The 26,563-nt window shown below is 67.8% G+C and carries 22 protein-coding genes; 3 read left to right on the top strand and 19 right to left on the bottom strand.

What is annotated here, in order from left to right; genetic code table 11:
* Positions 1 to 3: 3 nt before the first annotated feature.
* The 3 genes from DWB68_RS10855 to DWB68_RS10845 all read right to left on the bottom strand — a co-directional run bounded on the left by DWB68_RS10855 (position 4) and on the right by DWB68_RS10845 (position 4,270).
* Positions 4 to 1,350, bottom strand: coding sequence for an ammonium transporter (locus DWB68_RS10855; RefSeq protein ID WP_119425156.1), 1,347 nt, complete (start codon positions 1,348 to 1,350; stop codon positions 4 to 6).
* A 264-nt stretch (positions 1,351 to 1,614) separates the two neighbouring features.
* Positions 1,615 to 2,811 (bottom strand): signal recognition particle-docking protein FtsY, encoded by a 1,197-nt coding sequence (gene ftsY, locus DWB68_RS10850; protein WP_407645695.1) that lies wholly within the window; start codon positions 2,809 to 2,811, stop codon positions 1,615 to 1,617.
* Positions 2,812 to 2,842: 31 nt separating this feature from the next.
* Positions 2,843 to 4,270, bottom strand: coding sequence for a glycosyltransferase family 39 protein (locus DWB68_RS10845; RefSeq protein WP_119425155.1), 1,428 nt, complete (start codon positions 4,268 to 4,270; stop codon positions 2,843 to 2,845).
* 77 nt (positions 4,271 to 4,347) lie between these two features.
* Between DWB68_RS10845 and DWB68_RS10840 the strand changes: the two genes are divergently transcribed.
* On the top strand, positions 4,348 to 5,577 hold the full coding sequence (locus tag DWB68_RS10840) for an MFS transporter (protein ID WP_119425154.1): 1,230 nt from the start codon (positions 4,348 to 4,350) through the stop codon (positions 5,575 to 5,577).
* Between the two features lie 28 nt (positions 5,578 to 5,605).
* Here DWB68_RS10840 and DWB68_RS10835 read toward each other — a convergent pair whose 3' ends face one another.
* The 15 genes from DWB68_RS10835 to coaD form a co-directional block, all read right to left on the bottom strand.
* Positions 5,606 to 7,120, bottom strand: coding sequence for a glycosyltransferase family 2 protein (locus DWB68_RS10835; protein ID WP_119425153.1), 1,515 nt, complete (start codon positions 7,118 to 7,120; stop codon positions 5,606 to 5,608).
* Between the two features lie 85 nt (positions 7,121 to 7,205).
* Positions 7,206 to 10,781, bottom strand: coding sequence for a chromosome segregation protein SMC (gene smc / locus DWB68_RS10830; RefSeq protein WP_119425152.1), 3,576 nt, complete (start codon positions 10,779 to 10,781; stop codon positions 7,206 to 7,208).
* Positions 10,782 to 10,843: 62 nt separating this feature from the next.
* The gene (mutM, locus tag DWB68_RS10825) at positions 10,844 to 11,782 is read right to left on the bottom strand and encodes a bifunctional DNA-formamidopyrimidine glycosylase/DNA-(apurinic or apyrimidinic site) lyase (protein WP_119425151.1); all 939 of its coding nucleotides are present in this window, start codon (positions 11,780 to 11,782) and stop codon (positions 10,844 to 10,846) included.
* Positions 11,775 to 12,485, bottom strand: coding sequence for a ribonuclease III (gene rnc / locus DWB68_RS10820; protein WP_119425150.1), 711 nt, complete (start codon positions 12,483 to 12,485; stop codon positions 11,775 to 11,777). Before rnc ends, mutM begins: the two co-directional genes overlap by 8 nt.
* Before the next feature lie 8 nt (positions 12,486 to 12,493).
* Positions 12,494 to 12,697 carry a 50S ribosomal protein L32 gene (gene rpmF, locus DWB68_RS10815; RefSeq protein ID WP_119425149.1) on the bottom strand — a complete coding sequence of 68 codons (204 nt, stop codon included), beginning with the start codon at positions 12,695 to 12,697 and terminating at the stop codon, positions 12,494 to 12,496.
* A 2-nt stretch (positions 12,698 to 12,699) separates the two neighbouring features.
* A complete protein-coding gene (locus DWB68_RS10810; RefSeq protein ID WP_119425148.1) occupies positions 12,700 to 13,302 on the bottom strand; it encodes a YceD family protein in 603 nt (200 codons plus the stop codon).
* 112 nt (positions 13,303 to 13,414) lie between these two features.
* On the bottom strand, positions 13,415 to 14,692 hold the full coding sequence (locus DWB68_RS10805) for a CDP-glycerol glycerophosphotransferase family protein (protein WP_119425147.1): 1,278 nt from the start codon (positions 14,690 to 14,692) through the stop codon (positions 13,415 to 13,417).
* A gap of 49 nt (positions 14,693 to 14,741) precedes the next feature.
* Complete coding sequence (locus DWB68_RS10800; RefSeq protein WP_119425146.1) at positions 14,742 to 15,983, bottom strand: CDP-glycerol--glycerophosphate glycerophosphotransferase; 1,242 nt, start codon at positions 15,981 to 15,983, stop codon at positions 14,742 to 14,744.
* Entirely contained in the window at positions 15,980 to 17,146 is a 1,167-nt protein-coding gene (locus DWB68_RS10795; protein ID WP_119425145.1) for a glycosyltransferase, read from the bottom strand. Before DWB68_RS10795 ends, DWB68_RS10800 begins: the two co-directional genes overlap by 4 nt.
* Positions 17,143 to 19,950 carry a bifunctional glycosyltransferase/CDP-glycerol:glycerophosphate glycerophosphotransferase gene (locus DWB68_RS10790; RefSeq protein ID WP_119425144.1) on the bottom strand — a complete coding sequence of 936 codons (2,808 nt, stop codon included), beginning with the start codon at positions 19,948 to 19,950 and terminating at the stop codon, positions 17,143 to 17,145. Before DWB68_RS10790 ends, DWB68_RS10795 begins: the two co-directional genes overlap by 4 nt.
* Before the next feature lie 3 nt (positions 19,951 to 19,953).
* Positions 19,954 to 20,415: an adenylyltransferase/cytidyltransferase family protein gene (locus DWB68_RS10785; RefSeq protein WP_119425143.1), complete on the bottom strand. Its 462-nt coding sequence runs from the start codon at positions 20,413 to 20,415 to the stop codon at positions 19,954 to 19,956.
* 92 nt (positions 20,416 to 20,507) lie between these two features.
* Entirely contained in the window at positions 20,508 to 21,269 is a 762-nt protein-coding gene (locus DWB68_RS10780) for an ABC transporter ATP-binding protein (RefSeq protein WP_119425142.1), read from the bottom strand.
* The gene (locus DWB68_RS10775) at positions 21,253 to 22,104 is read right to left on the bottom strand and encodes an ABC transporter permease (protein ID WP_119425141.1); all 852 of its coding nucleotides are present in this window, start codon (positions 22,102 to 22,104) and stop codon (positions 21,253 to 21,255) included. The genes DWB68_RS10780 and DWB68_RS10775 overlap by 17 nt, the downstream gene beginning before the upstream one ends.
* An 83-nt stretch (positions 22,105 to 22,187) precedes the next feature.
* On the bottom strand, positions 22,188 to 23,315 hold the full coding sequence (locus DWB68_RS10770; RefSeq protein ID WP_119425140.1) for an LCP family protein: 1,128 nt from the start codon (positions 23,313 to 23,315) through the stop codon (positions 22,188 to 22,190).
* A 126-nt stretch (positions 23,316 to 23,441) separates the two neighbouring features.
* Positions 23,442 to 23,903 (bottom strand): pantetheine-phosphate adenylyltransferase, encoded by a 462-nt coding sequence (coaD, locus tag DWB68_RS10765; protein WP_119425139.1) that lies wholly within the window; start codon positions 23,901 to 23,903, stop codon positions 23,442 to 23,444.
* Positions 23,904 to 23,974: 71 nt separating this feature from the next.
* Here coaD and DWB68_RS10760 point away from each other — a divergent pair, with 71 nt between their 5' ends.
* Together DWB68_RS10760 and DWB68_RS10755 are read left to right on the top strand one after the other, a co-directional pair.
* Complete coding sequence (locus tag DWB68_RS10760; RefSeq protein ID WP_119425138.1) at positions 23,975 to 25,234, top strand: aminotransferase class I/II-fold pyridoxal phosphate-dependent enzyme; 1,260 nt, start codon at positions 23,975 to 23,977, stop codon at positions 25,232 to 25,234.
* On the top strand, positions 25,231 to 26,022 hold the full coding sequence (locus tag DWB68_RS10755) for a spermidine synthase (RefSeq protein WP_119425137.1): 792 nt from the start codon (positions 25,231 to 25,233) through the stop codon (positions 26,020 to 26,022). Before DWB68_RS10760 ends, DWB68_RS10755 begins: the two co-directional genes overlap by 4 nt.
* On the opposite strand, the gene rsmD is transcribed toward DWB68_RS10755, so the two are convergent.
* Complete coding sequence (rsmD, locus tag DWB68_RS10750; protein WP_233548748.1) at positions 25,951 to 26,562, bottom strand: 16S rRNA (guanine(966)-N(2))-methyltransferase RsmD; 612 nt, start codon at positions 26,560 to 26,562, stop codon at positions 25,951 to 25,953. The genes DWB68_RS10755 and rsmD overlap by 72 nt on opposite strands.
* Between the last annotated feature and the right edge of the window lies 1 nt (position 26,563).

Genomic DNA, 26,563 nt, shown 5'->3' with positions numbered 1-26,563 from the left:
GGCTCAGTTCTCCTGTCCGGGGGTGGGGGTCGAAGTAGTCGGCACCGGGGACTGGCGCAGGTGGGAAGAGGTGGCCGGATGAGGCACGAGGCGGCTTCCCGTGCCGAGGCCCGCGAACTCGTAGGCCGTCTCGGCGTGCTCCGTGAGGTCCACGCCGGTCTCCTCGTCCTTGTCGCTGACGCGGAAGCCCATGGTCTTGTGGATGATCAGGCCGATCACCGCGGTGGCCAGGGCCGTCCAAGCAATCGCCACGACGGCCGCCACGAGCTGCGCCCAGAACTGGGCCAGGCCGCCGCCGTAGAACAGGCCAGCGCCCGCACCCTCTGCATCCGGCACGGCGATGAAGCCGAGGGCCAGGGTTCCGATGAGGCCGGAGACCAGGTGCACGCCCACCACGTCGAGCGAATCGTCGAAGCCCCAGCGGTACTTGAGGCCCACCGCGAGGGCGGAGGCGACGCCTGCCACGAGGCCGAGGCCGATCGCGCCGACCGGGGAGACGTTGGCGCAGGCCGGGGTGATGGCCACGAGGCCGGCCACGATGCCGGAGGCGGCGCCGAAGGAGGTCGGGTGACCGTCGCGGATGCGCTCCGTGAGCAGCCAGCCGATCATGGCGGCGCCGGGGGCGGCGAGCGTGTTGATCCAGATCAGGCCCGCCTGGCCGGCCTCCGCTGCGGCGCCGCCGTTGAAGCCGAACCACCCGAACCACAGGAGGGCGGCGCCCAGCATGACGAAGGGGATGTTGTGGGGGCGCTGACGGGGGTCAACGCCGAAGCCCTTGCGCTTGCCCAGGATGAGGGCCAGGACCAGGCCGGCTACGCCGGCGTTGATGTGGACCACGGTGCCGCCGGCGAAGTCGATCGCCGCGCCGGCCCAGGAGCCGATGGCTCCATCAGAGCTGAGCAGGCCGCCTCCCCAGACCCAGTAAGCGATGGGGCAGTACACGAGCGAGACCCACACCGGGACGAACAGCGCCCAGGCGCCAAACTTCGCTCGGTCGGCGATGGCGCCGGAGATGAGCGCCACCGTGATGATCGCGAAGGTCGCCTGGTAACCGACGTTGATGAGGACGCCGGCATCGAAGTCCTCGCCCGAGAGCATTCCCTGCAGCCCAAAGGCCTCGAAGGGGTTACCGAAGAGCCCGCCGACGCTGCTGCCGCCCGACGCAGCCGAGTAGCCCCACAGGACCCAGACAACGCCGATGATGCCGACGGAGATGAAACTCATCATCATCATGTTCAGGACGCTCTTCGCGCGGGTCATGCCGCCGTAGAAGAACGCTAGTGCTGGGGTCATGAGCAACACCAGCGTTGCCGCGACCATTTGCCACACCTGGGCTGTGGTCATCTCCATTGTGTGCCTCCGAATTCGTGCGAGTGGGCGGGAAGCTCCGCCACGCACTAGCTTGTCGCCACAGCGTTTCCGGGGCCGGCACCTGTTGTTTCGTCCCTGTTGCAAAGGCACCCTTCCGCGTGAAAAGGGCGTCACACGGGCGTTGCGCGCGCGTTTCGTGAGGCACGCAAAAGCCCGACGGCGCGTGGTCCCGTGAGGGGGCCACGCGCCGTCGGGCGTTGGCACAGTGTGGCTCGCGCCGCCCTCGGCGACGCGCCGTGCGGATCAGTCCAACAGGGCGTCCACGAAGGCCTGCGGGTCGAACGGCGCCAGGTCGTCCGGGCCCTCGCCCAGGCCGATCAGCTTGACCGGCACGCCGAGCTGGCGCTGCATGGCCACCACGATGCCGCCCTTGGCGGTGCCGTCCAGCTTGGTCAGCACGATGCCGGTGATGTTGACGACCTCGGAGAAGACCTTGGCCTGGCTCAGGCCGTTCTGGCCGGTCGTGGCGTCGAGCACCAGCAGGGCCTCGCGGACGGGGGCCTGCTTCTCGATGACGCGCTTGATCTTGCCGAGCTCGTCCATGAGGTTCGTCTTGTTCTGCAGGCGGCCGGCGGTGTCGACGAGCACGACGTCGACCTCCTGATCCACGCCGGCCTTGACGGCGTCGAAGGCCACCGAGGCCGGATCGGCCCCGTCCTGGTCCGACTTCACGGTGGGCACGCCCACGCGGGAGCCCCACGTGGCCAGCTGCTCGGCGGCCGCGGCGCGGAAGGTGTCGGCCGCGCCGAGGAGCACGTCCTTGTCCTCGGCCACGAGCACGCGGGCGACCTTGCCGATCGTCGTCGTCTTGCCGACGCCGTTGACGCCCACCACGAGGATGACGGAGGGCTTGCCGTCCTCGCGGTCCGTGGCGAGGCTGCGGTCCATGTCCGGGCCCACGAGGGCCAGGAGCTCCTCGCCCAGGATCTCGCGGACGCGCTCCGGGGTGCGGGAACCCTCCACCTTGACGCGGGCGCGCAGCTGCAGCATGAGATCGTCGGTGGCGTCGGTGCCGAGGTCGGCCGTCAGCAGCGTCTCCTCGATCTCGTCCCAGACGTCCTCGTCGATGCGCTCGCGGGAGAGCAGGGCAAGCAGGCCCTTGCCCAGGACGTTGTTTGACTTGGACAGACGCGCGCGCAGGCGGGCCAGGCGGCCCTGCACGGGCTCGGGGCGCTCGAGGCTCGGCTCGGCGGGGACGGTCTCGACGACCTCGACGCCGCTCGGGTCGGCCTCGAGGACCGCGACGTCGCCGCCCTGCTCGGCGCGCTCCGTCTGCGCCGCGGCGCCGGGGGCGGGCGCCGGATCATTGGCGTCGCGGGGGCCGTCGTAGCTGGTCTTGGAGCGCTTGCGCGAGGAGCTCACGAAGAGGGGGATGGCGATCGCGAGGACCACCACCACAACGGCGGCGATGATGAGGTAGGTCAAGGCGTCTTGGGTCACGCTTCTACTCTCTCACGGCACCGCGGGAGACTCACCCTGCTATGCGGTTGTAGATCGTGACCCTCGTCCCGGCCACTGTCGTAACGCTCGTTTGCTCGAAGCCAGCTTTGACCAGCGCCTGCGGGACACCCTTACCCCACTTGGGCAATGCCTTCTCCGCGACAAGCAAGTAGACCCGGTCCGCCTGCTTGATCCGATTCAGGTGCCTGAGCGGGTCATCGTCGTGGCCCCACAGGTAGTCGATCATCCCCGCCTCCTTGCCACGGGTCACGTCGATCAATCCGTCGAAGGCCCCCGGGTACCCCAGTGCGATGCGCCGGGTGCTGCGGTAGGTCATGATCGGCGTCGGCCCATAGATCGCGGCCTCGACGATATCCCGATCGCGCTGCGCTCCCACGAACGTCGCCACGGACTTCCAATCGGTGCCCTCCTTGACTTTTAGCGTGCGTTGCTGCCCCCAACTGGGAAGCGAAATCGCCAAGGCGGCGACGAGAGTCGCCGCGATCAGGCGGCGCTGCCGCAGCGCCGCCACAGCCACAGCCAGGGCGATGGCCACGAACGGCGTCGACGACGTCAGGTACCGGGGCTGGTAGACCGGAGTGACGAATGATGCTGCCAGCACAACAATGAGGGGCCCCAACGACGCAACGACGAGGAAAAGCGGCAACCGCCGCTGAGCCCGCTGCAACAAGATGTAGATGCCGATGCCAGCGCCCACCCAGATGAGGCCGGCGGCGAATCCGTTGACCTCGCCCCACTGGTCCACGAACACGAGAGAGAGATAGTGGGGGTTGGGAGCCTTGATCCAGCTCACCTGATCCGATTGGCGCAACGACAAGGCCACGACCGGGAGCGCGGTGATGGCTCCGACGCCTGCACTCATCAGCCAGGCCCGGAGCTTTGGGCGTCTCGACACGAGGATGACGTGGCAGGCGATGACCAAGAGCGAGTAGAAGTTGATGTTGCCGTTCACCGCCACCAGGGCGCCGTATGCCACCCAGGCACCGACCCGGCCGCGCTCAAGCGCGACGAGAAGCACCAAGGTGGCGGCCACGACGAGCAGGGCGGACAGCGCTGGCGAGCGTCCGTCGGCACCTGCGAACGTGACGCGCGGCAGAAGCGCGTAGACGACGGCGCTCACGACCCCCACGCGGGCATCAATGAGTCGCCGCCCCAGCAATGCGATCAGATACGAGGTGGCGCCAACGCACAACGCGCTGAAGATTCGGAGGGTGAAGGCGTTGGCCCCCCAGACGTCGAACCACAGGTGCATGACTCCGTAGTACGCGGCGTGAACCGCGTCGATGTGGAGCACCTGACGCCAGAGTCCGCCCCACGAACGAGTAGCGCTCGCGATCGTCGCCGCCTCGTCGCTGCCCAGGGAGGCGACCCACGACAATGCGGCGCTAAAGATGGCCGCCGCTAGCCCGACGAACAGTGCCCAGTGCTGAAAAGTCATGCCACGCCTGGCGACACGGATAAGGTTGTTCTGTATCACCTTTGAAAGATACTTCAAATGCACAAAGAGGCCAGAATATGTCTCGGTCCCCCGACTCCGCCGATTTCTCGGCGGACGGCACGACCTCGTCGGATCCCGCGCGGATCCCGCGCGACATCGTGGTGCTGATCGGCGCCGCGCTCATCGTGGCGCTCGGCTTCGGCCTGATCGCCCCCATCTTGCCGAGCTACGCGCAGAGCTTCGGGGTCTCCAACGCCGCCGCGGCGGCCATCGTGTCCGTGTTCGCGGCGACCCGTCTGCTCTTCGCCCCCGCCTCCGGGCGGATCACCGAGCGCTGGGGCGAGCCGATCGGCTACGTGAGCGGCGTGCTCATCGTCGCCGCCTCGACGATCACCTGCGCGTACGCCAACGATTACTGGACGCTCATTGTCTTCCGCGCGGTGGGCGGCATCGGCTCCACACTCTTCACCGTGTCCGCCGGGGCCTTCCTGGCCCGCCGCGCCCCCGCCACGCTACGCGGGCGCGTGGCTGGCCTGTACGGCGGTGCCTTCCTCATCGGCAACGTGGCCGGACCGCTCGTGGGAGGGCTGCTCTCGCCCCTCGGGTACCGAGCCCCGTTCCTGATCTACGGCGTGGCCCTCGTGATCGCGGCGGCCGTGGTTTACGTGTTTCTGGTTGGCGTGCGACGTTCGCTGCGTGCCAAGGACGAAGGCGCCGTGCTGCCTCCGCTGAGCCTGCGCGAGGCCTGGTCCTCCCCCGCCTACCGCGCCGCCATGATCGGCAATTTCGGCAACGGCTGGGTGACCTTCGGTGTGCGCACCTCCCTCGTGCCGCTCTTTGCCGCCGGCGCGCTGGGCATGAACGCCTTCGAGGTGGGCCTCGTCCTGACGGCCTTTGCCGTGGGCAACGCCGCCGCCCTCAGCTTCTCCGGACGCTGGTCGGACCGGGTGGGGCGGCGCCTGCCCATCGTGATCGGCATGAGCCTCGCCGCGATCACCGGGTCGGTGCTGGGCCTCAGCTCCGACGCGTGGGTGCTGATCGCGCTGTCGCTGCTTTCGGGCCTCGGCACCGGGATGTTCGGTCCCGCGCAGCAGGCGACCATCGCCGACACGGTGGGTCCCGAGCGCTCGGCGGGCCGGGCCATGGCGGCCTTCCAGATGGCGGCGGACCTCCCGGCCATCGCTGCGCCGCTCATCGCCGGCTACCTGTCCGACCACTTCGGGTACGCCCCGGCGTTCGCGATCTCCGGGCTCATCATGGTGCTCGGCGTCATCGCCTGGGCGCGAGTGAGGCCGGCCGCGCGCTAGCGCGCAGGCCGGCCTCGGATCCGCCGTCCTACTTCAGACCGCGCAGATCGATGCTGAAGTTTCCTTGAACCGTGGCGTAGGGCCGCACCGGCGCCTTGGCAGCGCCGGCAAGGGATGAGGGGGCCTGCACGCGGAAGCGCGGACCGGGCACCCCCGAAGGCGTGCACAGGACGCTCCAACAGTCGACAATCTGGCCCGAGAATCTACGGAGAACCTTGTGAGGGACGAGAAAGCGCGCCTCGACCGTTCCCTCGCCGGCATCCCACAGTCCCGGCCGCGGCTCCAAGGAGGCCGTCTTGGAGCTGCCTCGCCCACCGAGCTCAAGACGCACGGACGGCCTGGCGCCACCGACGACCCGTTCGAGGCGCCGAACCACCTTTCCCGGCATGTCCCATCGCTGCAGGGGCGCCAAGAGGCGGCCTGCCGCAAAGGCAATCTTCATGCGGGCGCTGTGCGTCAGGGAGCTTGCGTCGACGGCCACCTGCGGCAAAGTGAATCGAACCACCAGCTCGAGTTGCGCTCCCCGCAAAGCCACATCCCGCACCAGGGATTGGTGTTCCAGGTTCACGCCGTCCTGGATCAGTTGCCGCATGCCCTGCAGATCGCCCGCGCGCAGGAGCCGCAGCTTGCGCTGGTCCTCCACCTTAGCCACCGAATTTTCCAAGCCGACCGGGATCATGTCGAGCATGAACTGGTGATGCAGATCAAACCATTCCTGCTGTCGAGCGGGGCGCATGCGAATCCACCGCTTCGGCGCGTACCAGCGCAGCCCCTTGCGGGTGAATAGCTCAAGCGTGAGCCGGTCGGCTTCGGCCGGATCGGGAGTGCCCGCTCGCACGATCTCGGAGATGACACGAACCGAATTGTCGTACCCGGCGGCGTCGATGGGCCGCGATGAAATGTTCTGGCCATCATCGCGCTGGTGAATGAAGTAAAGAGGGGTGCGAGTCAGGATGTCGATGCGTCGTGCGAGCACGTACGCCTTCGCGACAAACATGCCGTCTTCCAGACGAACCTTGCCCTCCGGAAAGCGGATGTCGTTCTCGCGAAGGAAATCGGTGCGGAACAGCTTCTGAGGCGAGAGCGTCTCGAGCGCCTTGCTGACGGAGATCTGACCATGCGGGTGCTTGGTGAACACGCCCTGAACGCCGCGCCCGCCCGTCCCTTGCATTCGGGGAATCACGACGTCGGTGCTCTGGGCATCGGCGTCCTCGATCATCGTTCGCAGGGCCTCGGGCGCCATCGTATCGTCGGCGTCCATGAAAAAGACGAAGTCACCCTGAGCTCGGTCCATCCCCCTATTGCGGGGCATGCCCGGCCATCCCGAGTTCGGCTGGTGGATCACGTGGAAGCGCGGATCCTTTGCCGCGAACGCGTCAAGCGCATCGCCGGAGCCATCAGTGGACCCGTCGTCGACTGCGATGACTTCCAGCTCGCCGTCCCCGAGATCTTGGTCGGCCAGCGAACCCAAGGTGCTCAGGAGGTACGGCATGGAGTTGTAAACGGGGATGACGACGCTGACGCGCGGCCTCTCGTGCTGCATGAACCCTCACTGGTGTGGTGACCGGAATGTCCGATCGGATGGGTCTAGGATACGTCGCCCCTGCTCAAGGCACCCTGCGGCGCGCTCACAGCCGCGGCTCGGTGTCCCGAATGATCCGCTGGCTGATGACCCGTGTGACCCCATCGCCACGCATTGAGACACCGTAGAGCGCGTCGGCGATGTCCATCGTGTGCTTCTGGTGCGTGATGATGATGAGCTGGCTGTGCTCACGCAGATCGGAGAACACCCCGAGCAGGCGCATGAGGTTGCGCTCGTCTAGGGCCGCCTCAACCTCGTCCATGACGTAGAACGGCGAGGGCCGGGCCGTGAAGATCGCCACGAGCAGGGCGATGGCGATGAGCGAGCGCTCGCCACCCGAGAGCAGGGAGAGCCGCTTGACCTTCTTGCCGGCGGGGAGAGCCTCCACCTCGATGCCCGTGGTCAGGAGATCGCCCGGATCCGTGAGCTTGAGGCGGCCCTCGCCGCCCGGGAAGAGCTTCGCGAAGACCTTCACGAACTCACGGGACGTGTCCTCGAAGGCCGAGGCAAAGACCTCGCGCACGTGGTCGTCCACCTCGCGCACGAGCTCGAGCAGATCGGCCCGGGAGGACCGCAGGTCGGCGAGCTGCCCCACGAGGTAGTCGTGGCGCTCCTCAAGGGCTGCAAACTCCTCGAGGGCCAGGGGGTTGACCTTGCCGAGCTCGGCCAGGTCACGCTCGGCGCGCTTGAGCCGCTTCTCCTGCTCGGCCCGGACGTAGGGCACGCCACTGACCGGCCGCCCCTCGTCGTCCACCTCTTGGCGCAGGGCCGCCCACTTGTCCTCGGTCTCGGCCTCGAAGACCTCCACCGGAAGGGACGGGCCGTAGCCGTCCAGCAGCGCCTCCGGGCTGAGGCCCAGCTCGCTCAGCGAGCGCTCGACGAGGCTCGCCTCGCGCGCCTCGCGCTGGGTCTGATCGAGTTGGGCGCTGTGCGAGGCCTCCGTGAGTTCCTGCACCTGTGCCGCGAGGCGCTGCGCCTGCGCGCGCGCCGCCTGGACCGCCGCCGCCTGCCGACGCCCGGCCTCCTCGGCCTCCTGCACGGCCAGGGCGGCGGCATCGATACGGCGGTGGAGCTCCTCGCGGACCACGGTGACGAGCCGCTCGACCTCCTCCGCGCGTGCGGCCTGGGCCGCCCTGCGGGCCGCGCGTTCTGCGGCCTTGGCGCGGGCAAGGCGCTCGGCCTCGGCGGCGCGACGCAGGGAGCGCTCGCGCTCCTCGTGGCGCCTGACACCCTCTTCCGCGGCACGCAGGGCCAGGCGCGCCTCGACCTCCTCCGCGCGGGCCTGCACGGCTGCCTCGGCAAGTCGGTCGCGTTCGCCCGTGGAGGGCTCGAGCTCCTCCGGGACGGCCTGGGCCGCCTCGAGCCGGTCGGCGAGTGATGCCAACTCGATCAGCGCGGCGGCGTGATCGCTCGCGGCGCGCTCCCGGGCGGCGGTGTGCCTGGCCGTCTCGGCGCCGGCCTGCGCGGCCATGGCCTCGAGCCGCCGCAGCTCGGCGGTCGCCGCGGAGGATTCGCGCTCGGCCTCGCGCAGGGCAAGCTGAGCCGCGTCGAGCTCCTGGCTCCCTGCCAGCAGGGCGGGCTCGGCTGCCTCGACGTCGGCTCGCGCCGCGTGCTCTGCCTCGACGGCCTCGCTCAGGCCCTCGCGCGCCTGTGCGAGCGCGGCACGCCGCGCCAGGGCGGCCGGCTCGGCGCCCCCGCCCAGGACCAGCTGGGCACCTTCCCAGCGATGCCCCTCGGGGGTCACCACCACGATCCCGGGGACCGCGCTCGCCACCTGGGCGGCGTCGTCGTCCGGCGCCAGCACACAGTCGGCGAGGAGCGCGCGCAGGACGGGTGCCACGTCGGAGTCGGCCTCGACGAGCTCCAGGACGGGGCGTGTGCCCTCGGGAGGCACGACGACGGGCGGCTGGCTCAGGGGCGCCACGAGGCGCAGGTGCGCGCCGGGCGTGGCGACGTCGGCCGCCGCCACGGCGAGGAGCACGGACCGGTCCTTCGCCACGAGGGCGCGCTCGGCGCCGGCCAGCGCGGCCTGCACGGCCGACTCGTTTCCCGGCGCAACGATGAGGCGATCGGCCAGGACACCCAGCAACTGCTCTTCGTGCGGCGCCACGTAGTCCGCCGCGTCCCGCGGGGGTGCGCTGTCCTCCGAGAGTAGCTCCACCTTGGCGCCGAGCGCCGCCCTGGCCTCGGTGAGCGGCCCCAAGCGGCGGCGTGCGGAACCGAGCGCCTCCTCCGCGTCGGCACGGCCGAGCCGGGCCCGCTCGACCCGCTCGCGGGGCGCGTTCAGCTGGGCTTCGAGCCGCCCGGCGAGCTCGCGCGCGGCGTCGAGAGCGCCGGTGGCCTCGTCGCCGCGGCCCTCGGCGAGGGCAAGCTGTTCCTGTGCTCGGCGCATCGCCTGTTCGGCCGCCTCGGCCGTGGCCCGGGCGGTGCCCACGCTGCCGGCCAGCCGGGCCAGCCCCTCGCGTCGATCCGCGACGGCGCGCAGCACCGCCGTGATCCGTTGGTCCTCGGCCCGCTGGGCCTCCTCGGCAGCAGTCCGTCGCTCGGTGGCCCGCGTCAGGCTCTCGCCCGCGAGGTCCACGGCGGCGCGTCCCGATGCCGCTTCCTCGGCACTCTGCTCGGCGCGGCGCAGCAGGGCCTCGGGATCCTCGGCGCGTTCGCTCGTCGGCTCGGGTGCACCCAGCAAGCGGCGACGCTCTTGGGCGAGCCCACCGAGGGCGCGGAAACGCTCATCCAGCCGGGAGAGCTCGTACCAGGTCTCGCGCGCCGCCGCCGCGGCCGGCGCCTGGGCCGCGGCCTCCGCCTCCAGCCGGGCCAGGGCACCGGAACCCTCGTCGCTCACCCGCTGTGTTTCCGCCAGGGCCGCTTGGGCCTCCTGCCGCGCCCGCTCGGCAGCCGCCCCCTCGACACGCACGGCGTCGAGGTCGTCGGCCAGCAGACGGGCCTTGGCGTCGCGCAGTGTGGCCTGAACCGTCCGGGCGCGACGGGCCGTGGCCGCCTGCTTGCCCAGCGGCTTGAGCTGCCTGGCGATCTCCTTGGTGAGGTCCTCGAGCCGGTCGAGATTCGCCTGGGTCGCATCCAGCTTGCGGAGCGTCTTTTCCTTGCGCCGGCGATGCTTCAGGATGCCGGCGGCCTCCTCGATGAAGCCGCGGCGGTCCTCGGGGGTCGCGTGAAGCACGCGGTCGAGCTGTCCCTGCCCCACGATGACGTGCATCTCGCGGCCCAGGCCGGAGTCGGAGAGCAGCTCCTGGATATCGAAGAGGCGGGCGGGGGAACCGTTGATCGCGTACTCGGAACCGCCGGAACGGAAGAGCGTGCGGGAGATCGTGACCTCGGCGTATTCGATCGGCAGTGCACCGTCGGTGTTGTCGATCGTCAGGGTCACTTGGGCGCGGCCGAGCGGCGCGCGGCCGGAGGTGCCGGCGAAGATCACGTCTTCCATCTTGCCGCCGCGCAGGGTCTTGGCGCCCTGCTCGCCCATGACCCAGGCCAGCGCGTCGACGACGTTCGACTTGCCGGAGCCGTTGGGGCCCACCACGGCGGTGACGCCGGGCTCGAAGTCGAAGGTCGTGGCCGAGGCAAAGGACTTGAAGCCGCGGATCGTGAGGCTCTTGAGGTGCATGGTGATTCAAGTATCCACGACGGGGGCTCGCTGCACCGGGCCTGGCGCGCCGCAGGGCGGCCCTAAGCCCGCGGGGTGCGTTGGCAGCGGGAGCAACGGAAGGAGGACCGCCCGCCCCACTTCTCGCGCAGGATGCGGCCCGGTCGATTCGTTGCGGCGCAGTGCGCGCAGGCCTCGCCCTCGCGGCCGTACGCGTTCAAGGAGCGGTCGAAGTACCCGGAGGCGCCGTTGACGTTGACGTAGAGCGAGTCGAAGCTCGTGCCGCCGGCCGCCAGGGCGTCGCGCATGACCTCGCGGAGGTGGCCGAGGAGCTCGGCGACCTTGGCCCGGCTCAGGCGCGCAGCGGGCGTGAGGTAGTGAAGGCGCGCGCGCCAGAGCGCCTCGTCCGCGTAGATGTTGCCGACGCCGCTCAGGATCGCTTGATCGAGGATCGCCGCCTTGATGGCGGTCTGCTTCTTGGCCAGCGCCGCATGCAATCCCAGCGCCGTGACGGCAGGGTCCAGGACATCCCGGGCCACATGTGCCCCGTCCACCGGGATGCTTGCTTCGCTCGACCCGGCTCCGCCCGGCAGGGCGTCCGGGGTGGCTTGGAGCGGGGAGAGCCAGAGCCCTCCGAACAGGCGCTGGTCAACGAAGCGCAACTGAGCCGGGGCGTCCGACCGCGCGCTGAGGTCGAGCACCACGCGAGCGTGCTTTTCGACCGGGGCCTCAGCGTCCTCGACGAGGAGCTGGCCCGACATCCCGAGGTGGGCCATGAGCGCGACGCTCGGGGCGACGTCGGGCGCTTCATCCGCCAAGCGGACGGGGAGCCACAAGAACTTGCCGCGGCGGACGGCGGCGAGCACGCTCGCCCCGGCCAGGCTGAGTTCGAGGTCGCGCGGTCCGTCGCCATGGCGACGGACCGCGCGGGGGTCGAGCACGGAGGCGCGCTCAATGGTGCGCCCCGTGACCCAAGTGGCCAGCCCACGCCGGACCACCTCCACCTCGGGAAGCTCAGGCACCCTTGGCCGCTGCCTTGGCGTCGAGATCGCGGCGCAGGATCTTCCAGGACGCCTCGGCAGCCTCCTGCTCGGCCTCCTTCTTGGAGTGGCCGGTGCCGCTCGCGTAGGTGGCCTCACCGATGTGCAGCACGGCGTGGTAGACGCGGGCGTGATCCGGGCCCTCGCCCGTGACCTCGTACTGGACGGCTCCGAGCGAATGCTCGGCCGCGGCCTCCTGGATGGAGGTCTTCCAGTCGGTGCCTGCCCCGAAGTCGTCCACCTCAACGAGGAGTGGAAGGACGAGGCGCAGCACCAGCTCGCGGGCCGGCTCGAGGCCCGAGCTCAGGAAGGTGGCGCCGAAGAGCGCCTCCATGGTGTCGGCGAGGATGGAGGACTTATCGCGCCCGTTGGTGCGGATTTCGCCCTGGCCCAGGAGGATGAACTCCCCCACGCCGATCTCACGCGCCAGGCGCGCGAGTGCCCGCGTGCTCACGACGGCGGCGCGGCGCTTGGCCAGCTCGCCCTCGGGCAGGTGCGGGTAGTGCTCGTACAGGTGCCCCGTGACGGAGAACCCCAGCACCGAGTCGCCCAGGAACTCCAGGCGCTCGTTGGTGGGGATGCCGCCGTTCTCGTAGGCGTACGAACGGTGCGTCAACGCCAAACGGAGCGTCTCGGGATCAATAGTGACCCCAAGACGCTCCGCCAGCTGCTGCTGATCAGCCATGAATGCGATCAGGCGTCGGCGACCTTGCGCCCCTTGTACTCAAGGAACAGCTCGGTGCCGTTGGAATCCGTGACGACCTTGGCCTGGTGCGGCAGGCTGTAGGTAACGCGGCCGTTCTCCACGGTCTTCACCAGGGTCGGCACAGAAGCCTTCCACTGGGCGCGGCGGGCGCGGGTATTCGCACGGGACATCTTCCGCTTCGGAACAGCCACGGCTATCTCTCTTCCATCTCGTTGCTCTTGGTGCCCTCTGCCGTCTCGGCAGAGGAACCGGCCAGCCCCATCAGGGCCGCCCAGCGCGGGTCCACCACTTCGTGGTGATGCCCAGGGTTCTCGTCCAACCGCACCCCACATTGGGGGCACAGACCCTCGCAGCTCTCCCGGCAAACCGGTTGGAACGGCAGGGCGGTGACGACCGCGTCCCGGAGCAAGGGCTCCAGGTCGATCAGGTCGTCGACCACGACGTACTGCTCGACGTCTTCCTCCGCCTCGGGAACATTCTCCGCGAGGTAGAAGAGTTCTTGCAGGTCGGTCTCCAGGTCGTACGCGATCGGGTCCAGGCAACGCCCGCACTCCCCCGTCACATGGACGGTGGTGGTGCCGGTCACCAAGACCCCCTCGTGCACGGCCTCAAGCCTCAGGTCCAGCTCAACGTTCGAGCCTTCCTGAACCCCGATCAGTGCGACGCCGAGTTCAGCCGGCGCCGGCAGATCGCCCGTTTCCTCGCGCATGATTCCGGCCGCATGGGCCAGGTCACGCACGTCGAAGACCCAAGCGGAGGACCGATCGAGCGCAGACTTACGCGCTTTCTCTGCCATCTTCTCTCAGGCTCCTTCAGTTACGGGACAACACAAACCGACACATCAGTCTATCGCGACGGTGGGCGCGGGGCCAAACTCACGCCGCGGGCGTGGCGGCTTGTGGCCACCGTCACTCGCCGACGACCGACGGGCTGTCCTTGCCGAGCAGCGCGCGCCGAACCGCGATGGCCTCGGCACGGTCGTCGATCAGTCGGTCGATCGCGGACACGAACAGCTCGGTGGAGTCTCCACGCGCCACATCGCCAAAGTAGAAGGCACGGATGCGCCGACGCTCCTCGGCGAAGCTATCCTCGCGAACTGCCTGCCGCAATTGCTCCGACAGTCGGCCAATACTCGAGGCGTCAATCACCGCGCAGCCCTGAGAAATCGGGGCCTCCTCCGTCAGCTTGGCCCGATCGCTGCGTCGATCCGTGAGCACAATGGGCTTCTCCGGATGCGAATAAAGGAAATCGAGGCCGACCGAGGAAACGTCCGTGATCATGGCGTCCACGGCCTCGAACATGGCCAAGATGTTGCCGGTCAGGCTGACGACGTGCTTGCGCCCCGTCGCCTCGGTGTCCTCGCGGAGCGCCTCGATGATGGCCTTGTGTCCAGCGCGCAGCTTCGGATCCTCCGAATCGGTGATGCGCGGGTGCGGCTTGTACACCACACGGACGTCCTTCACCTTGAGCAATGCGCGCACGATCTTGGCACCGTAGACGTCCACCGAGGTGTAGTTGTTCGCCTCGTTCTCGCCCTCCCACGTGGGCGCATACATCACGGTGCGCAAGCCCTGCACAGCGGAGAGCTCGGCGGGAAAATCGATGTCCAACTGCGGCCTGCCCACCACCTCCAGGTGGTTCATGTCGAAGTCGTAGAGCACGCGTTCGTGGCGCGAGATTGCGGCCGGGCCCGCCACGAAAACGCGGTCATAGGCCTTCACCTGATTCGCCACCATCGAGATCTTGTCCGACTCGCCGTGATTGACGTGCACGTGAACGGTGTGGGCCTCGTTGAACGACTGGAAGTTCTGCACGCCGTTGTTCACGTACAACGCCAGCTTGTAGCGGTTCTCCGAATACAGGGTCATGAGGTCCTCGAAGCGACGCACGAAGACTCGCGGCAGCTTGGTGTGGCCCTTCACGGCGCGCAGAGCCGACAGCTTGCGGAAGACAAGCACCACTGGACGGTGCTCGTTGAGCCGCTCCAGCACCGGCAACCACTGCTGCACCTGATAGATCTTCTCGGCGTCGTCACCGAAGTAGACAACGATCTCCGCGGGAACGAACACGCCGTCAATCTCGTGACCGGCCGCGGGGCCGCGCCCCGTGGTGCCACGCACCCAGGCACTCGTGCGTTTCCAGGTCTGCGACTTCAGCGCATCGTTGACCAGATCTCGGACGGCCATGCGTTTCCTCTCCCATTCGCCGATCGCACACTGCGACCGGCACTTCACTCTAGTTCTCTTCGCCCGTGCGCCGCGCGGCGGCCTGAGCCAAGAGAGCGGCCGAGCGTTCCGTCGCCACGGCGCGGGTAGCGTCGATGAAGCGCACGATCGACGAACCGTGATCCGCCGCCCCAAAGTGGTAACGGGCCAGCTTGGCCGTTGCCGCCCGACGTTCCGGCCCGGAGGCCTCCACAAGCGCCTCGCGCACGACGCCAGCCGCGTTGCCCGAGAGCGTCGTGACATGGTCGAGCAGCCCCCCGGCCTCCACGCCCGCCTGCCTTCCGGGGCGGTAGACCACGAGCGGCTTGTCCGTCGTCAATGCGTCATAGGCCATGGCGGAAAGGTCAAGGACGCACTCGTCAGCGGCGTCCCATTGCCATCCCAGTTCGGGCCCACGATCCACCAGGTGTTCCGGTCCGGCCTCCCGCAGTCGCCGCACAATGGCGGCATCTGCCAACGACGTCGCACGGTCTCGGGTGCCCGTCTGCGGGTGGGGGCGGTAGATGACGCGGCGGCCTGCAGCGAGCAATTGATCAACGATGTTGATGCCGGCCGGAGCCAACGACGAGTACGCCATTGACGGCGAGTCGCCCTCCCAGGTGGGGGCGTACAACACCGTCCGTGAGGTGGTGGGAGCAAGCTCGTGCGGCGGAACCCGCGGCTCATCGAGCTGGGGGCGGCCCACGTCGCGGCAGTGCCCCTGGTCGAAGCCAATCAGGTGCCGGGAGAGCCTTTCCCGAGCCGCTTGGCCGGCCGTGAAGACCTCGTCGTACGCCTTGAGCTGGTTCGAGATCATGGAGACCTTTTCGGACTCTCCATGGCTCAGATGCACGTGGGCGGGGCGGCGCGCCGCGAGCGCCTGAAAGTTCAACGTGGCTTGGTTCGGGTACAGCGCCACGAGCGTGCCCTCGCCCAGCACGTTGGCGACCGCTCGGGTCGTCTTCGCGTACACCACGGGAAGGGTCGTCTCGTTGGCGAGCGAGCGGGCCACTACGGGGTGCCGGGCGAGCAGCTGGACCCCTCCAAGGTCGATCGCGGTGGCTTCCGCCAAGCGCTCCAGACTCCAGAGCCATTGGCGCGCCTGGTAGAGCTGTTCGGGACCGCCGGACACCACGAAGCACACGCCGGCGCGGGTGCCGGCCAGACGCCGCGCGGCGGGCGCGGCGAGGAGCCGTTGGATGGCCTCCCCGCCGCGCTTGGCCACGTTCCCGCTCAGTCCGCGCAGGCGCACCACAGCGGAACCAAGATTCACCGAGACATCTCCAGGAGCAACTCTTCCCACTGCTCGAGCACTCGCTCGGGCAGAAAACGCTCGGCGGCGACGCGTGCCTTGCCGGACATGCTCGTCAGCAAGGCGTCGTCGCTCGCGATCGTCAGCATGCGTTCAGCGAGCTGCTCGACATCGTTGAGGCGCACGACGAAGCCGTCGTGTCCATCCTCGATGAGATGCGCCACGCCCGGCGCTGAGAAGTAACTGACGGTGGGCGTGCCAGCGTGCCCCGCTTCAACGATCGCCAGAGGCAGGCCCTCATTTTGGGATGACATGACGTGCACCTTGGCGGAGGCCAGCACCGTAGCCACGTCGTCGGTCATCCCCATGAGCTGGGCCCGCGGAATCGCGCGCTCCGAGATCAGCGCCGTGAGGTTCTCACGCTCGGCGCCTTCGCCATACAGCTCCACCGACCAGTCGGGAAGCCGATCAGCAATCACGGCCCATGCCCGCAAAAAGTGATCGAGCGACTTGATGGGCTCGTAGCGACCGAGCGACGCGAAGACGTTGCGACGCTCAGTCTCCCCCGCCTCGAGCCTCGGAACGGGGTTCGGCAGCCAGCCGGTGTTGTTCAGGCCAGCCCGCTGGAAGTCAGCGGCGTCCGGAGCGGACAAGCAGATGAATCGGTCGACGTCGTCATAAGCCGTGAGGACACGGCGCAGGTCATTCGTGTGAACGGCCTCGCGATACGAACCGTGATACTGCCCCACGATGCGAGGGAGGTTGAAGTCCGTTGCGTCGTAGCCGGCCTCGAGCATGTGCTCCATGCCGTACACCTGAGTGCACACGATGACCGTGTCCGGGCCCCACTGCGGCAAGAGCACCTTAAGCTTGTCCACGGCAATCTGCCGAAGCTTCATGCGATGGGCGTGCCGCTTGACCCGCGCACTATCCTTGCGATCCTCGTCGGTCTTCAGCGTCCAGTCGGCCGGAGGCGGCTCCGGCATCAACGTCTGTGACGGGATGTGCGCCGGACGCGAGTAAGCGGCGAGGTGACCCTCCGGGGCCGGTGAGACGCCCAGCAGTTCCACCTCGTAGCCACGAGCGTCAAAGCCGACGGCCAGCGAATTCATGAACCGGCCAACGCCGCCCAGTCGGTCCACGTCGTTGCCCATCACGACAATGCGCTTGAAACGATTCTTCACTTCTTCGCTCCCCACACCATTTCGACCGAGGCGGCGGCAGCGTTGCCGGGTTCTCGGCCTGCAAATCGATCCCTAAAGGCGTGACGACACCCGGCGGCCGCGTCGGCGCGCAGGTTCTCCACCACGGCGGCCTGCAGGGCCTCCTGGTCGAAGACCAGCTCGCCCGGGGCGTCCTCGCGCAGATCGAAGTACGTGCCCCGCGCCGAGAACATGTAGTCCTCGAGGTCGTAGGTGTAGAGCACCACGGGACGATCCAGGCACAGGTAGTCGAACATGATGCTCGAATAATCGGTCACCAGAACGTCTGCCGCCGCCATGACTAGGGCGGTGTCGATCACCCGCGAGACATCAATCACCTGGTGCCTCAAACGTGCGGGCACACTCATGCGGTTGAGGTAGTGCGGGCGCACCAGCAGCTGCACCTCATCGCCAAGGTCCTCGACCCACTTGAGCAGATCGAGTCGCAGCGGAACGGCGCCACGGGCGCCCTCACGGAACGTGGGAGCGTAGAGGACGGTCGGGCGCTGGGGATCCAACCCGAGGCGGGCCTTCGCCTCTGCCTGCGTCAGGGTTCCGTTGGCGAGGCGGTCGTTGCGGGGAGAGCCGAGCGGGAGTTGCGCCACGCCCTCCGCCCCAAACGCCGGGACGAACGTCTTCTTGAAGAATTCGGACGGGATCGTCAGGTAGTCCCAGGCCGAGCTCCTGGCGAAGAGCTCCTCCACCACCGAGCGATCGACGGCGGCGTCCGACTTATCCGCCCCCATCTTCTTCAACGGGATGCCGTGCCAGGTCTGCACGTACACCTGCTCGTCGCGCTTGACGAAGTATTCGGGAAGCGATTGGTTATCGATGATGTACGCGGCCGTGGCCAGGGCACGCGCATACTCGAGAGTGTGACGGCGAACCACATCGGGGCGACCTTCCGCCCACGGGGCCTGAGCATCACCGGACCACACGATCCGCAAGTCGGGGCGAGCAAGCTGCAAGGCATCCGCGAGATCACGCGGGGAGTCCCATCGGCTCTTGCCCAGGTGCGATTCGACGAGCACCAGCTGCTGATCGATCGGCGCCTTGCGCAGCTTGGCGTAGGCAGCGTCGAAAGCTGCGGCACCCAGCGCGGCCCGGGTGGAGTACATCTTCCGACGACGCTCCGAGACCAGTCGGGCCGCGGGCTTCACGGCGCGGCGCAAGAGCTCGCGCTTCCCAGCGACGGCGCTCGGCCGGAACGCGATGGTGTTTGCCACGGTCTTGTACGGCTCGTAGCGGACACCGTAGTAGGCGTCCAGCCGGTCTGACGCGCCCACTTGCAGCTTGGCCGACTTGGGTCGGCGCTGGGTGGCGATGCCATGCGTGAGCGTGGCCGCGCCGTCGGTGATGTCCATGCGCAAAGTGAGACGGGGCAACAGCTCCAAATCGAGCTGGTGCGGGAGCGGCAACGTGAACGACCAGTCAATGGTCCCGTCGCCACGCACTTCGGTCTCCACCGCGGTCAACGTGGCTCGCTGGGCCCCGACGCGCTCGTATAAGCGGGCGGTCCACACCAGATCGTCGCGGTCGAGCTGACCGAAGGGAGCGTAGGTCGATCCTTCGAAACGCCAGCCACCCTTGCGCTTCTTGAGCGAGAACAAGGTGTGCTCGAGGCGCAGCCCAAACCACGCCACCCCGCTGAAGAAGCGGGGATCGAAACTCGTGAGCTCCTTCGCCAATGGGTCGGCGTCCGCGAAGGCCTCAGCGTTCCAGTGACCCACGCCGTCCGTGATGGTCAGCCCACCCTCGTAGTCGACCTCACCGCGGTGCATCCGGAAGGCCTGCGCAACCAGGTCGGCTCGGCCGGCGATGGCTGCCGCCACGGAGAACCGTTCGGCGGGCTCAAGGGTGGAGTACGTCTCCTGAGGGAGCCCTGAGTACAGCGCGGCGAGCAAAGCCATCGTGTCGCTCGAGAACTCGCCGGGACCCGCCGCGGCGACGTCGGAGAGATACAGACGAGCGTCGTGACGAACGGCCTTCAGCTGCAGGCGCGCATACAGTCCCGGGGTCTTCTCCTGATCGAGCACCTCGAATACCCGATCGAGGGCCGTCAGGCGATGCTCAAGGTTTCGAATCGAATCGCGCTGATTCGTGATCGACTGCCGCACCTCGGTGGGGTAGATCTTCCAGATGTAGGCCGTCTCGGGGATCACGGCGAGGGATCGAGCGGCGCTGAGCATCTGGGCGCTAAACACCAGATCCTCGTAGTGCAAACCCTCGGGGAAGCGCAATTGTTCGCGCTGCAGGAACTCGCGCGAGTACAGCTTGGCAACAGCGATGGTGTCGATGGCCAGGTCGGGTTCTTCCTCGATCCCGGCGAGCACCCGCGGCTCCGTGTACAGCCGTGCGTGCCACCCCGTGTACTTGTCGTCGGCGACCACATAGCGCTTGGTTCGTGCGAGGACGACATCCACGCCGGTGCGCTCAGCCTCGCGGAGCAGGTTCAGGCAAGCGTGCCGCTCCAGCACATCGTCACTATCCAGGAGCGTGATGAATCGTCCGCTCGCCTCGGTGAGTCCAACGTTGCGCGGCCCACCCGGCCCGCCCGAATTCACCGGCGTCGACAGAACGCGAATCCGCGGGTCGTCCTTAGCCAGCGCCTCGGCGACCGCAATGGTGTCGTCGGTCGAGCAGTCATCGACGATGAGGATCTCGATGTTGCGAAGGGTTTGGGCCTGCGCAGAAGCCACGGCGACGGGAAGATGCACGGCATCGTTGTAGCCAACGATGACCACGGAAACGTCTGGTTGTTGCACCTCAGAAGTGGTGGAAGGCACCTGCTAGCTCAGCTCCTTGACTATCTGGCTCAGCGTATCCAGCGTGCCCTTGAGCGCCTCGACCTTCTGCTCGTCGAAGTTGGAGAGCACGCGCTTGAGCTCCGTCGTCGAGATGCCGTCCGTGCGAGGCAGGTAGAAGACCTCAACCTTGTCCTCGAGGTCGTCGAACTTACCCTTCCAGTCCTCACCGATTCCGAACACGTCGACGTCGTACTTGTCGACGTCGGTGCGCTTCTGCTCCCAGTTCTCCTCCGGGATTGCCAGGTCCACGTACTTGATGGCGCGGACGATCTCGATGCGCTGCTCGAACGGAACAATCGGCTTCTTGCCCTTGATGGCGTTGAACTCGTCCGTGGAGACCGCCACGATGAGCCGGTCGCCCTTCTCCTTGAGCCGCTTCAGGATGTTGAGATGCCCGATGTGGAAAAGGTCGAAGGTGCCATAAGTGATGACTGTCCTGGGCACAATGCACTCCTTGAACGGAAGTCGAAATCTGGGTGTCAGTCTAAGTGGCGCCGCCCCGGCTCAGCGTCAGGCTGGCCGAGGCAGTAGCAGTGCTACTTGCGGGAGGCCTCGTAGGCCTTCACCACGTCGGCGGTGGGGCCATCGAGGCGAAGCACGCCCTTTTCGATCCAAATACTGCGATTGCACGTGTCGCGGATCGACTTCATGGAGTGGGACACCAGGAACACGGTGCCCGCATTCTCGCGGATCTCCCGGATTCGCGCCTCGGACCGGGCCCGGAACTTGGCATCTCCCACGGCCAGGGCTTCGTCGACGATCAGGATGTCGTGCTGCTTCGAGGCGGCAATCGCAAACTTCAGGCGTGCGGACATGCCAGAGGAGTAGGTGCGCATGGGGAAGTCGATGAACTCCTGCAGTTCGGAGAACTCGATGATCTTGGGGCGCAGCTCCTCGATCTCGTCGCGGCTGTACCCCAGGGCCAGACATCCCAAGGTGATGTTGTCGTTGCCGGAGACATCGTTGATGAGGGCGGCACCGACTCCCAAGAGGTTGGGCCTGCTCGAGGCGTAGACGGCGCCGGAGGAGGGCGGCGTGAGGCCCGTGATGGCGCGTAGCAAGGTGGACTTGCCGGAACCGTTCGACCCGATAATGCCGATCGACTCGTTCTTGTGGGCCACGAAGCTCACGCCTTTGAGTGCGTGCACCTCCTGCAGGCCGCGCGCACCCCGCTTGAGCAAACCCCGGATGCCGGCATCTCCGGCGGACTTGCCGGAGGCATACACCTGATACTTGACGTGCAGGTCGTCCACCACCACGACGGGCGGCTGTTGTTGGGCCTCAGCTGACGCGGCCATAACGCTCCTCGGCCTTCCAGAAGAACACGACTCCGAACACCAGGACGACCACAGAGATGATGCTCAGGGTCAGCCAGTGGATCCCCTGGATCGGGTGGCCGTGCATGAGTGAGTTGCGGGCGATTTCGATCACGAGATACACGGGGTGGAAGTTGTAGAGACGCTCCACCCACGGGTGCCCAGCAAAGATCTTGTCCACCATGAACAGCACGCCGGAGGTGTACATCAAGAGGCGGGTGATGAAGGGGAGCAGCTGCGTAAGGTCGCGCAGGTGCACCGTGAGGCGGGCGAAGATCAGGGCCACGCCAAGGTTGAAGCAAGTGTAAATCACCAGGAGGGGAACCAGCAGGAACCAACTCCAGGTCGGCGGCTCACCGAGGATCCACACATAGAGGCACATCACCAGGATCATGGGGCCAAGCGTGTAGAGCTGCTGCATCACCACGGAGACGGGAAGCGTCATGCGCGGAAAGTTCAGCGACTGCACCAGCGAGCGATTGCCTGTGATGGACTTTGCGCCCTGTGACATCGAGCTCGCGAAGAACTCGAACAGAAAGACACCGATCACGACGAACGCGGCGTAGTTCGGACCCCTGCTCGAGCTCGCCTGGATCACACCAAAAATAAACCCGTAGACCAGTGCGTTGAGCGTTGGCTTCAGCACTTCCCACACGCGTCCGAGGCGGTTGGCCTGGTTGGCAGCCTTGATGCGAGACTTCGCCAATTGAGCGGCAAAGTCGCGGCGAGCCCACGTTTGCTTCAGGTACGTACCGAGCGGAGGACGGGCACCGACGCGGTGCAAGCCATGCTCGGCTGCGAGTTCAGAGGCGTTCATGAACGCGGAAAGTCCTTACTTCCTTGGAGGACGGCCGGTCGGCGTCCAGACGAGAGTCTATCGCCGCAGTCACCCGGGCACGCTCATGGCGTGGTGCTCGTCCTTGGTCCCGACGTAGCCCCGGCGCTCGTGGCGCCCGATTGCAGCTTCTCGTTCTCCGCTTCCTTGACCTTGATGCTCGCGTAGTACTCGTCGAGCGTGCCGTTCGCCATCGCCTGACCGATCTGCGTGATCGCGGCGTAGTCGGGGATTTCAACGGACTGCCCGCCGATGGTCTGCGATCCGCTCGTCGGGACCGTGAAGCTGACCAGGTCGCTCGAGCGCAGGCTCGTCATCTGCATGCCGAGGCCCACGAGCATGCCGGCGTCCTTGAGTCCCTTGTCGGTGGTCACGTACGGCATGACCGAGTTGACCACGTCGAAGAGCTTGTTCGGCGAGGCGAGCACCTCGGGGCTGAGCACCTTCTTGAACACGGCCTTCAGGAACTGCTGCTGATTGCGCACGCGCTGGTAGTCGGAGCCGGGGAACGCGTGGCGCTCGCGGACCCACTTGAGGGCGCGCTGGCCCTCGATGTGGATGTTGCCGGCCTCGAAGCAGACGTCGGGGGTCGTCTTGTAAGCGCAGAAGGCCTTGGGGTTGTTCACCGTGACGCCGCCGATGGCCTTCGTCAGCTCGCGGAAGGCGCTGAAGTCCACCATGGCCACGTGGTCGATCTTTTGGTCGAAAAGCCCCTCGAGGGTCTCCACGAGCTTCGGGACGCCGCCGTAGGACATGGCGGCGTTGATTTTCGACTTGCCGACCCCGGGAATGTTCACCCAGGAATCACGCACCACGGACATGATGTAGATCTTCTTGCGGTCGGCGGGGATGTGCACCAGCATCATCGAGTCCGAACGCTGGTCGGTGGACGTGGCGCTGATGTCCAGCTCCTCATCGGTGGCCGACTTGTCCGCGCCGAGCAACAGGATGTTCATGCTGGCATCGCCCGGATCCTTGTACGGGCGGTCGGTGTTCGTCGGGAAGACCTCGTTGTCCTGCAGGGTCTCGCTCTGGCCGAGGGCCGTCGCAAACTTGGCGGCGTAGGTGCCGCCGACGCCAAGCACGCACACCACAACCATGAGCGCGGCCAAGAGCACGGTCCGTCCGATGCGCCGCGGCTTGCGGTGCAATCGACGAGGCACATAGCCGTTCGGCTGGGTGTCCAGCGACACGCGTTCTCCTTTGACAGGGGGCAATCAAGCCGACAACGCGGCCAGGGAAAGAATACCCATGCGGATCTAACAGCGGCCTGTGAGCAACCCCGGAACCGGCCCACATGGTGCACATCACAACACGGTCTACAGCCGCGAAAGCACGCCCATGGGCAGGAACTCGGAGACGTCGCCCCCCAGCGCCGCGACCTCCTTGATGAGGCTCGAGGAGACGTGCTGATAGCGACCGTCCCCGTGCAGAAACACCGTTTCGACCCCGGTCAGATGCCGGTTCATGGCCGCCATCGGCGCCTCAAACTCGTAATCGGGTGCGCCCCGCAGCCCCTTCACGATGGCGTCCGCTCCGATGCGCTTGCAGTAGTCAGCAAGCAGACCCGAACCCATCGCCTGCACCGAAATGCCGCTGAAGTTGCTCACGGCCTCGGAGATCATCTCGATCCGCTCCTCCTGCGAGAAGCGATACTTCTTGGCCGGGTTCGTGGAGACGGCCACCACCACCTCGTCGAACAGGCTGGCCGCGCGCATGATGATCTCGAGGTGACCCTTGTGAACGGGGTCAAACGATCCTGGGCACACGACTCGTCTCATGGGGCGAGCCTACCGGCGCCCGGGGGTAGCGTGAGGCAGGCCCCGCCCTTTCGTACGCAAGGATCGCTTTCATGACCTCGCACCCAGCGCACCACCACGACAACGGCACGACGACGCCCTGGTTACGCGCCGCCGCAGGCGCGCGTTTGCTGGGCGCCTCCGGCGCCCCGGCCCCCACGATCTTCGAGGAAATGACGGCGCTCGCCCAGGCTCACGGCGCGCTCAACCTGGGTCAGGGCTTCCCCGACGACGAGCCGCCGCGGCCCTTGCGGGAGATCGCCGCGGCGGGCATCGCTGCTGGCGCCAATCAGTACGCCCCCGGCAGCGGCATCCTCCCGCTGCGCGAGGCGATCGCCGCGCACCAGGAGCGCTTCTACGGCCTCACCCTCTCCCCCGCCACCGATGTGGTGGTCACGACGGGCGCCACGGAAGCCATCGCCGCCACGCTGCTCGCCTTCTGCACCCCGGGCAGCAACGTGGTGGTGCTCGAGCCCTTCTACGACTCCTACGGGGCCATCGCGCGCCTCGCGGGCGCCGAGCTGAACCCCGTGCCACTGCACGCCCCCGACTTCCAGCCGCGGCTCGAGGACCTCGAGGCGGCGGTGGATGAGAACACCGCCGTCATCATCGTGAACGACCCCCACAACCCCACGGGCGCCCGCTTCACGGAGGCCACGCGCCGCGCCCTCGTGGCCGCGGCGCAGCGCAGCGGCGCGGTGCTGCTCGCCGACGAGGTCTACGAGCATCTCGTCTTCGACGGCGAGCACCGTCCCCTGGCCGCCGTTCCGGGGGCCTTCGATCGCACGGTCACCGTCTCCTCCGGGGGCAAGACCTTCAGCGCCACGGGGTGGAAGATCGGTTGGGCCACGGGGCCGTCCGATCTCATCTCGGCCGTGCGCACGGTCAAGCAGTTCCTCAGCTACTCGTCCGGTCCGGCCTACCAACCAGCGATCGCCGAGGGTCTGGGGCTGCCCGAGAGCTTCTTCCGCGAACGAGCCGCCTCGCTCGCTTCGCGCGCTGTGCTGCTCGGCGACGGTCTCGAGTCCACGGGGGCCACGGTGTTCCGCCCCCAGGCCGGCTACTTTGTGGTGGCCGATCTGGCCCCGCTCGGCGTCACCGACGCCACGGCCCTGGCCCGCCGGCTTCCCGCCGCGCTCGGCGTGGTCGGCATCCCGGTGGGCGTCTTTGCCACGCCTCCCCACGAGGGCCTGTACGCCTCGATGCTGCGGCTGGCTCATTGCAAGCGCGAGGACGTCATCGTGCAGGCCACAGCGCGCCTGCGGGACGGGCTCCCGTCCCTCGCTTCGGCCCAGAAGGGAGAGGCCCGATGAGCGCCAACGCACCGCTGCGCCTGAGCACGCGCCTGGAGGCCTCGCACACGACTGCCGCCTGGCGCGAGGATCCGCGCCGCCCGGGGGCATGGATCCTCGAGGTCGGGGGCGCGGAGCAGTCGACCCTCGTGCCGGGCCGGCCGCGCCAGCTGGTCTACGAGTACCTCCAACGCGTGGCCCCCGCGCTTGACGCGATGGGCGAGCCCGGCGCGCCGCTGCGTGTGCTCCACCTCGGTGGCGGCGCGTTAAGCCTGCCGCGCTACGTGCAGGCCACACGCCCGGGCAGCGAGCAGCTCGTCATCGACCTCGACGCCGAACTCATGCCCTTTGTCCTGGAGTCGTTCCCCCTTGAGGCTCCCGAGCTCACGCGGATCGTCATCGGGGACGTGAGGAGCGCCCTGCCGGCGCCCGGCACCCAGGCGCCGTACGACGTCGTGCTTTTGGACATCTCGCTCGGTCCCGGCTCGCCCGAGCGACTGCTCGAGGCCGAGTACTATCGCGAGCTGCTCGCGTTGCTTGCCCCCGGAGGGACCCTGCTGGTGAATGTCGGCGACGAGCAGCCGCTCGACGTCACCCGTCGGTTGGCCTCCCAGCTGAGTGCGCTGGGCACCTCGGTGTGGGTCAGCGCGCACCAGGGCATCGTGGACGGTCGCTACCACGGCAACCTCATCCTGGGGGCGTCGCGCCGCCGCTGGCAGCGGGAGAAGCTCGAGGCGCTACGCCTCGCCGGCCCCCACCCCGCCGCCGTCCTCGTCGGCATCGAACTCGAGGGTCTCGGCAAACCATAGGGTGCTCTCGCCGTAGCGGCGCTCACGCAGCTGGTGCCACCCCTCCGGCCAGCCGGGAGCCGGCGAACGCGAGCCGCGTTCAACCACAATGACGGCGTCCTCATGCAGGTGCGGGGCGAGCGCCTCGAGCACCTTGGCGAGCTCCTCCTCCCCGAGCGGGTACGGCGGGTCGAGGAAGGCGAGCGTGACGAGCTCGCCGCGATACGTCGCGAGGTAGCTCGAGGTGCTCGAGCGGACGGCGGCGGCGGCGTTGCGCCCCACAGCCTTATTGACCATGGTGACGTTCTTGCGCAGCGCGGTCTGCGCGGCCTCAGCCTGGTCCACGAGGCGCGCGCTTGCAGCCCCGCGGGACACCGCCTCGAGGCCCAGTGCGCCCGAGCCGGCAAAGAGATCCAGGACCACGGCGTCCTTGACCACGTCCCAGCTTTCCAGGCGCGAGAACAGCGCCTCCTTGACCCGGTCGGTGGTGGGCCGGGTCGCGTCCGTGGCGACGGAGGTCAGCGGGTGGCCGCCGGCGGCGCCGGCGATGATGCGGGACATG

The sequence above is a fragment of the Galactobacter valiniphilus genome (assembly GCF_003575975.1).
In the GTDB taxonomy this organism is placed as follows: Bacteria; Actinomycetota; Actinomycetes; order Actinomycetales; family Micrococcaceae; genus Galactobacter; species Galactobacter valiniphilus.
This window is presented reverse-complemented; position numbering and strand designations above follow the sequence as displayed.

Coding starts and splice junctions, on each gene's coding strand:
- DWB68_RS10855 (WP_119425156.1), bottom strand. CDS start 1,350: ATGGAGATGACCACAGCCCAGGTGTGGCAAATGGTCGCGGCAACGCTG.
- DWB68_RS10845 (WP_119425155.1), bottom strand. CDS start 4,270: ATGACTTTTCAGCACTGGGCACTGTTCGTCGGGCTAGCGGCGGCCATC.
- DWB68_RS10840 (WP_119425154.1), top strand. CDS start 4,348: ATGTCTCGGTCCCCCGACTCCGCCGATTTCTCGGCGGACGGCACGACC.
- DWB68_RS10835 (WP_119425153.1), bottom strand. CDS start 7,120: ATGCAGCACGAGAGGCCGCGCGTCAGCGTCGTCATCCCCGTTTACAAC.
- smc (WP_119425152.1), bottom strand. CDS start 10,781: ATGCACCTCAAGAGCCTCACGATCCGCGGCTTCAAGTCCTTTGCCTCG.
- rnc (WP_119425150.1), bottom strand. CDS start 12,485: ATGGCTGATCAGCAGCAGCTGGCGGAGCGTCTTGGGGTCACTATTGAT.
- DWB68_RS10810 (WP_119425148.1), bottom strand. CDS start 13,302: ATGGCAGAGAAAGCGCGTAAGTCTGCGCTCGATCGGTCCTCCGCTTGG.
- DWB68_RS10805 (WP_119425147.1), bottom strand. CDS start 14,692: ATGGCCGTCCGAGATCTGGTCAACGATGCGCTGAAGTCGCAGACCTGG.
- DWB68_RS10780 (WP_119425142.1), bottom strand. CDS start 21,269: ATGGCCGCGTCAGCTGAGGCCCAACAACAGCCGCCCGTCGTGGTGGTG.
- DWB68_RS10775 (WP_119425141.1), bottom strand. CDS start 22,104: ATGAACGCCTCTGAACTCGCAGCCGAGCATGGCTTGCACCGCGTCGGT.
- coaD (WP_119425139.1), bottom strand. CDS start 23,903: ATGAGACGAGTCGTGTGCCCAGGATCGTTTGACCCCGTTCACAAGGGT.
- DWB68_RS10760 (WP_119425138.1), top strand. CDS start 23,975: ATGACCTCGCACCCAGCGCACCACCACGACAACGGCACGACGACGCCC.
- DWB68_RS10755 (WP_119425137.1), top strand. CDS start 25,231: ATGAGCGCCAACGCACCGCTGCGCCTGAGCACGCGCCTGGAGGCCTCG.
- rsmD (WP_233548748.1), bottom strand. CDS start 26,562: ATGTCCCGCATCATCGCCGGCGCCGCCGGCGGCCACCCGCTGACCTCC.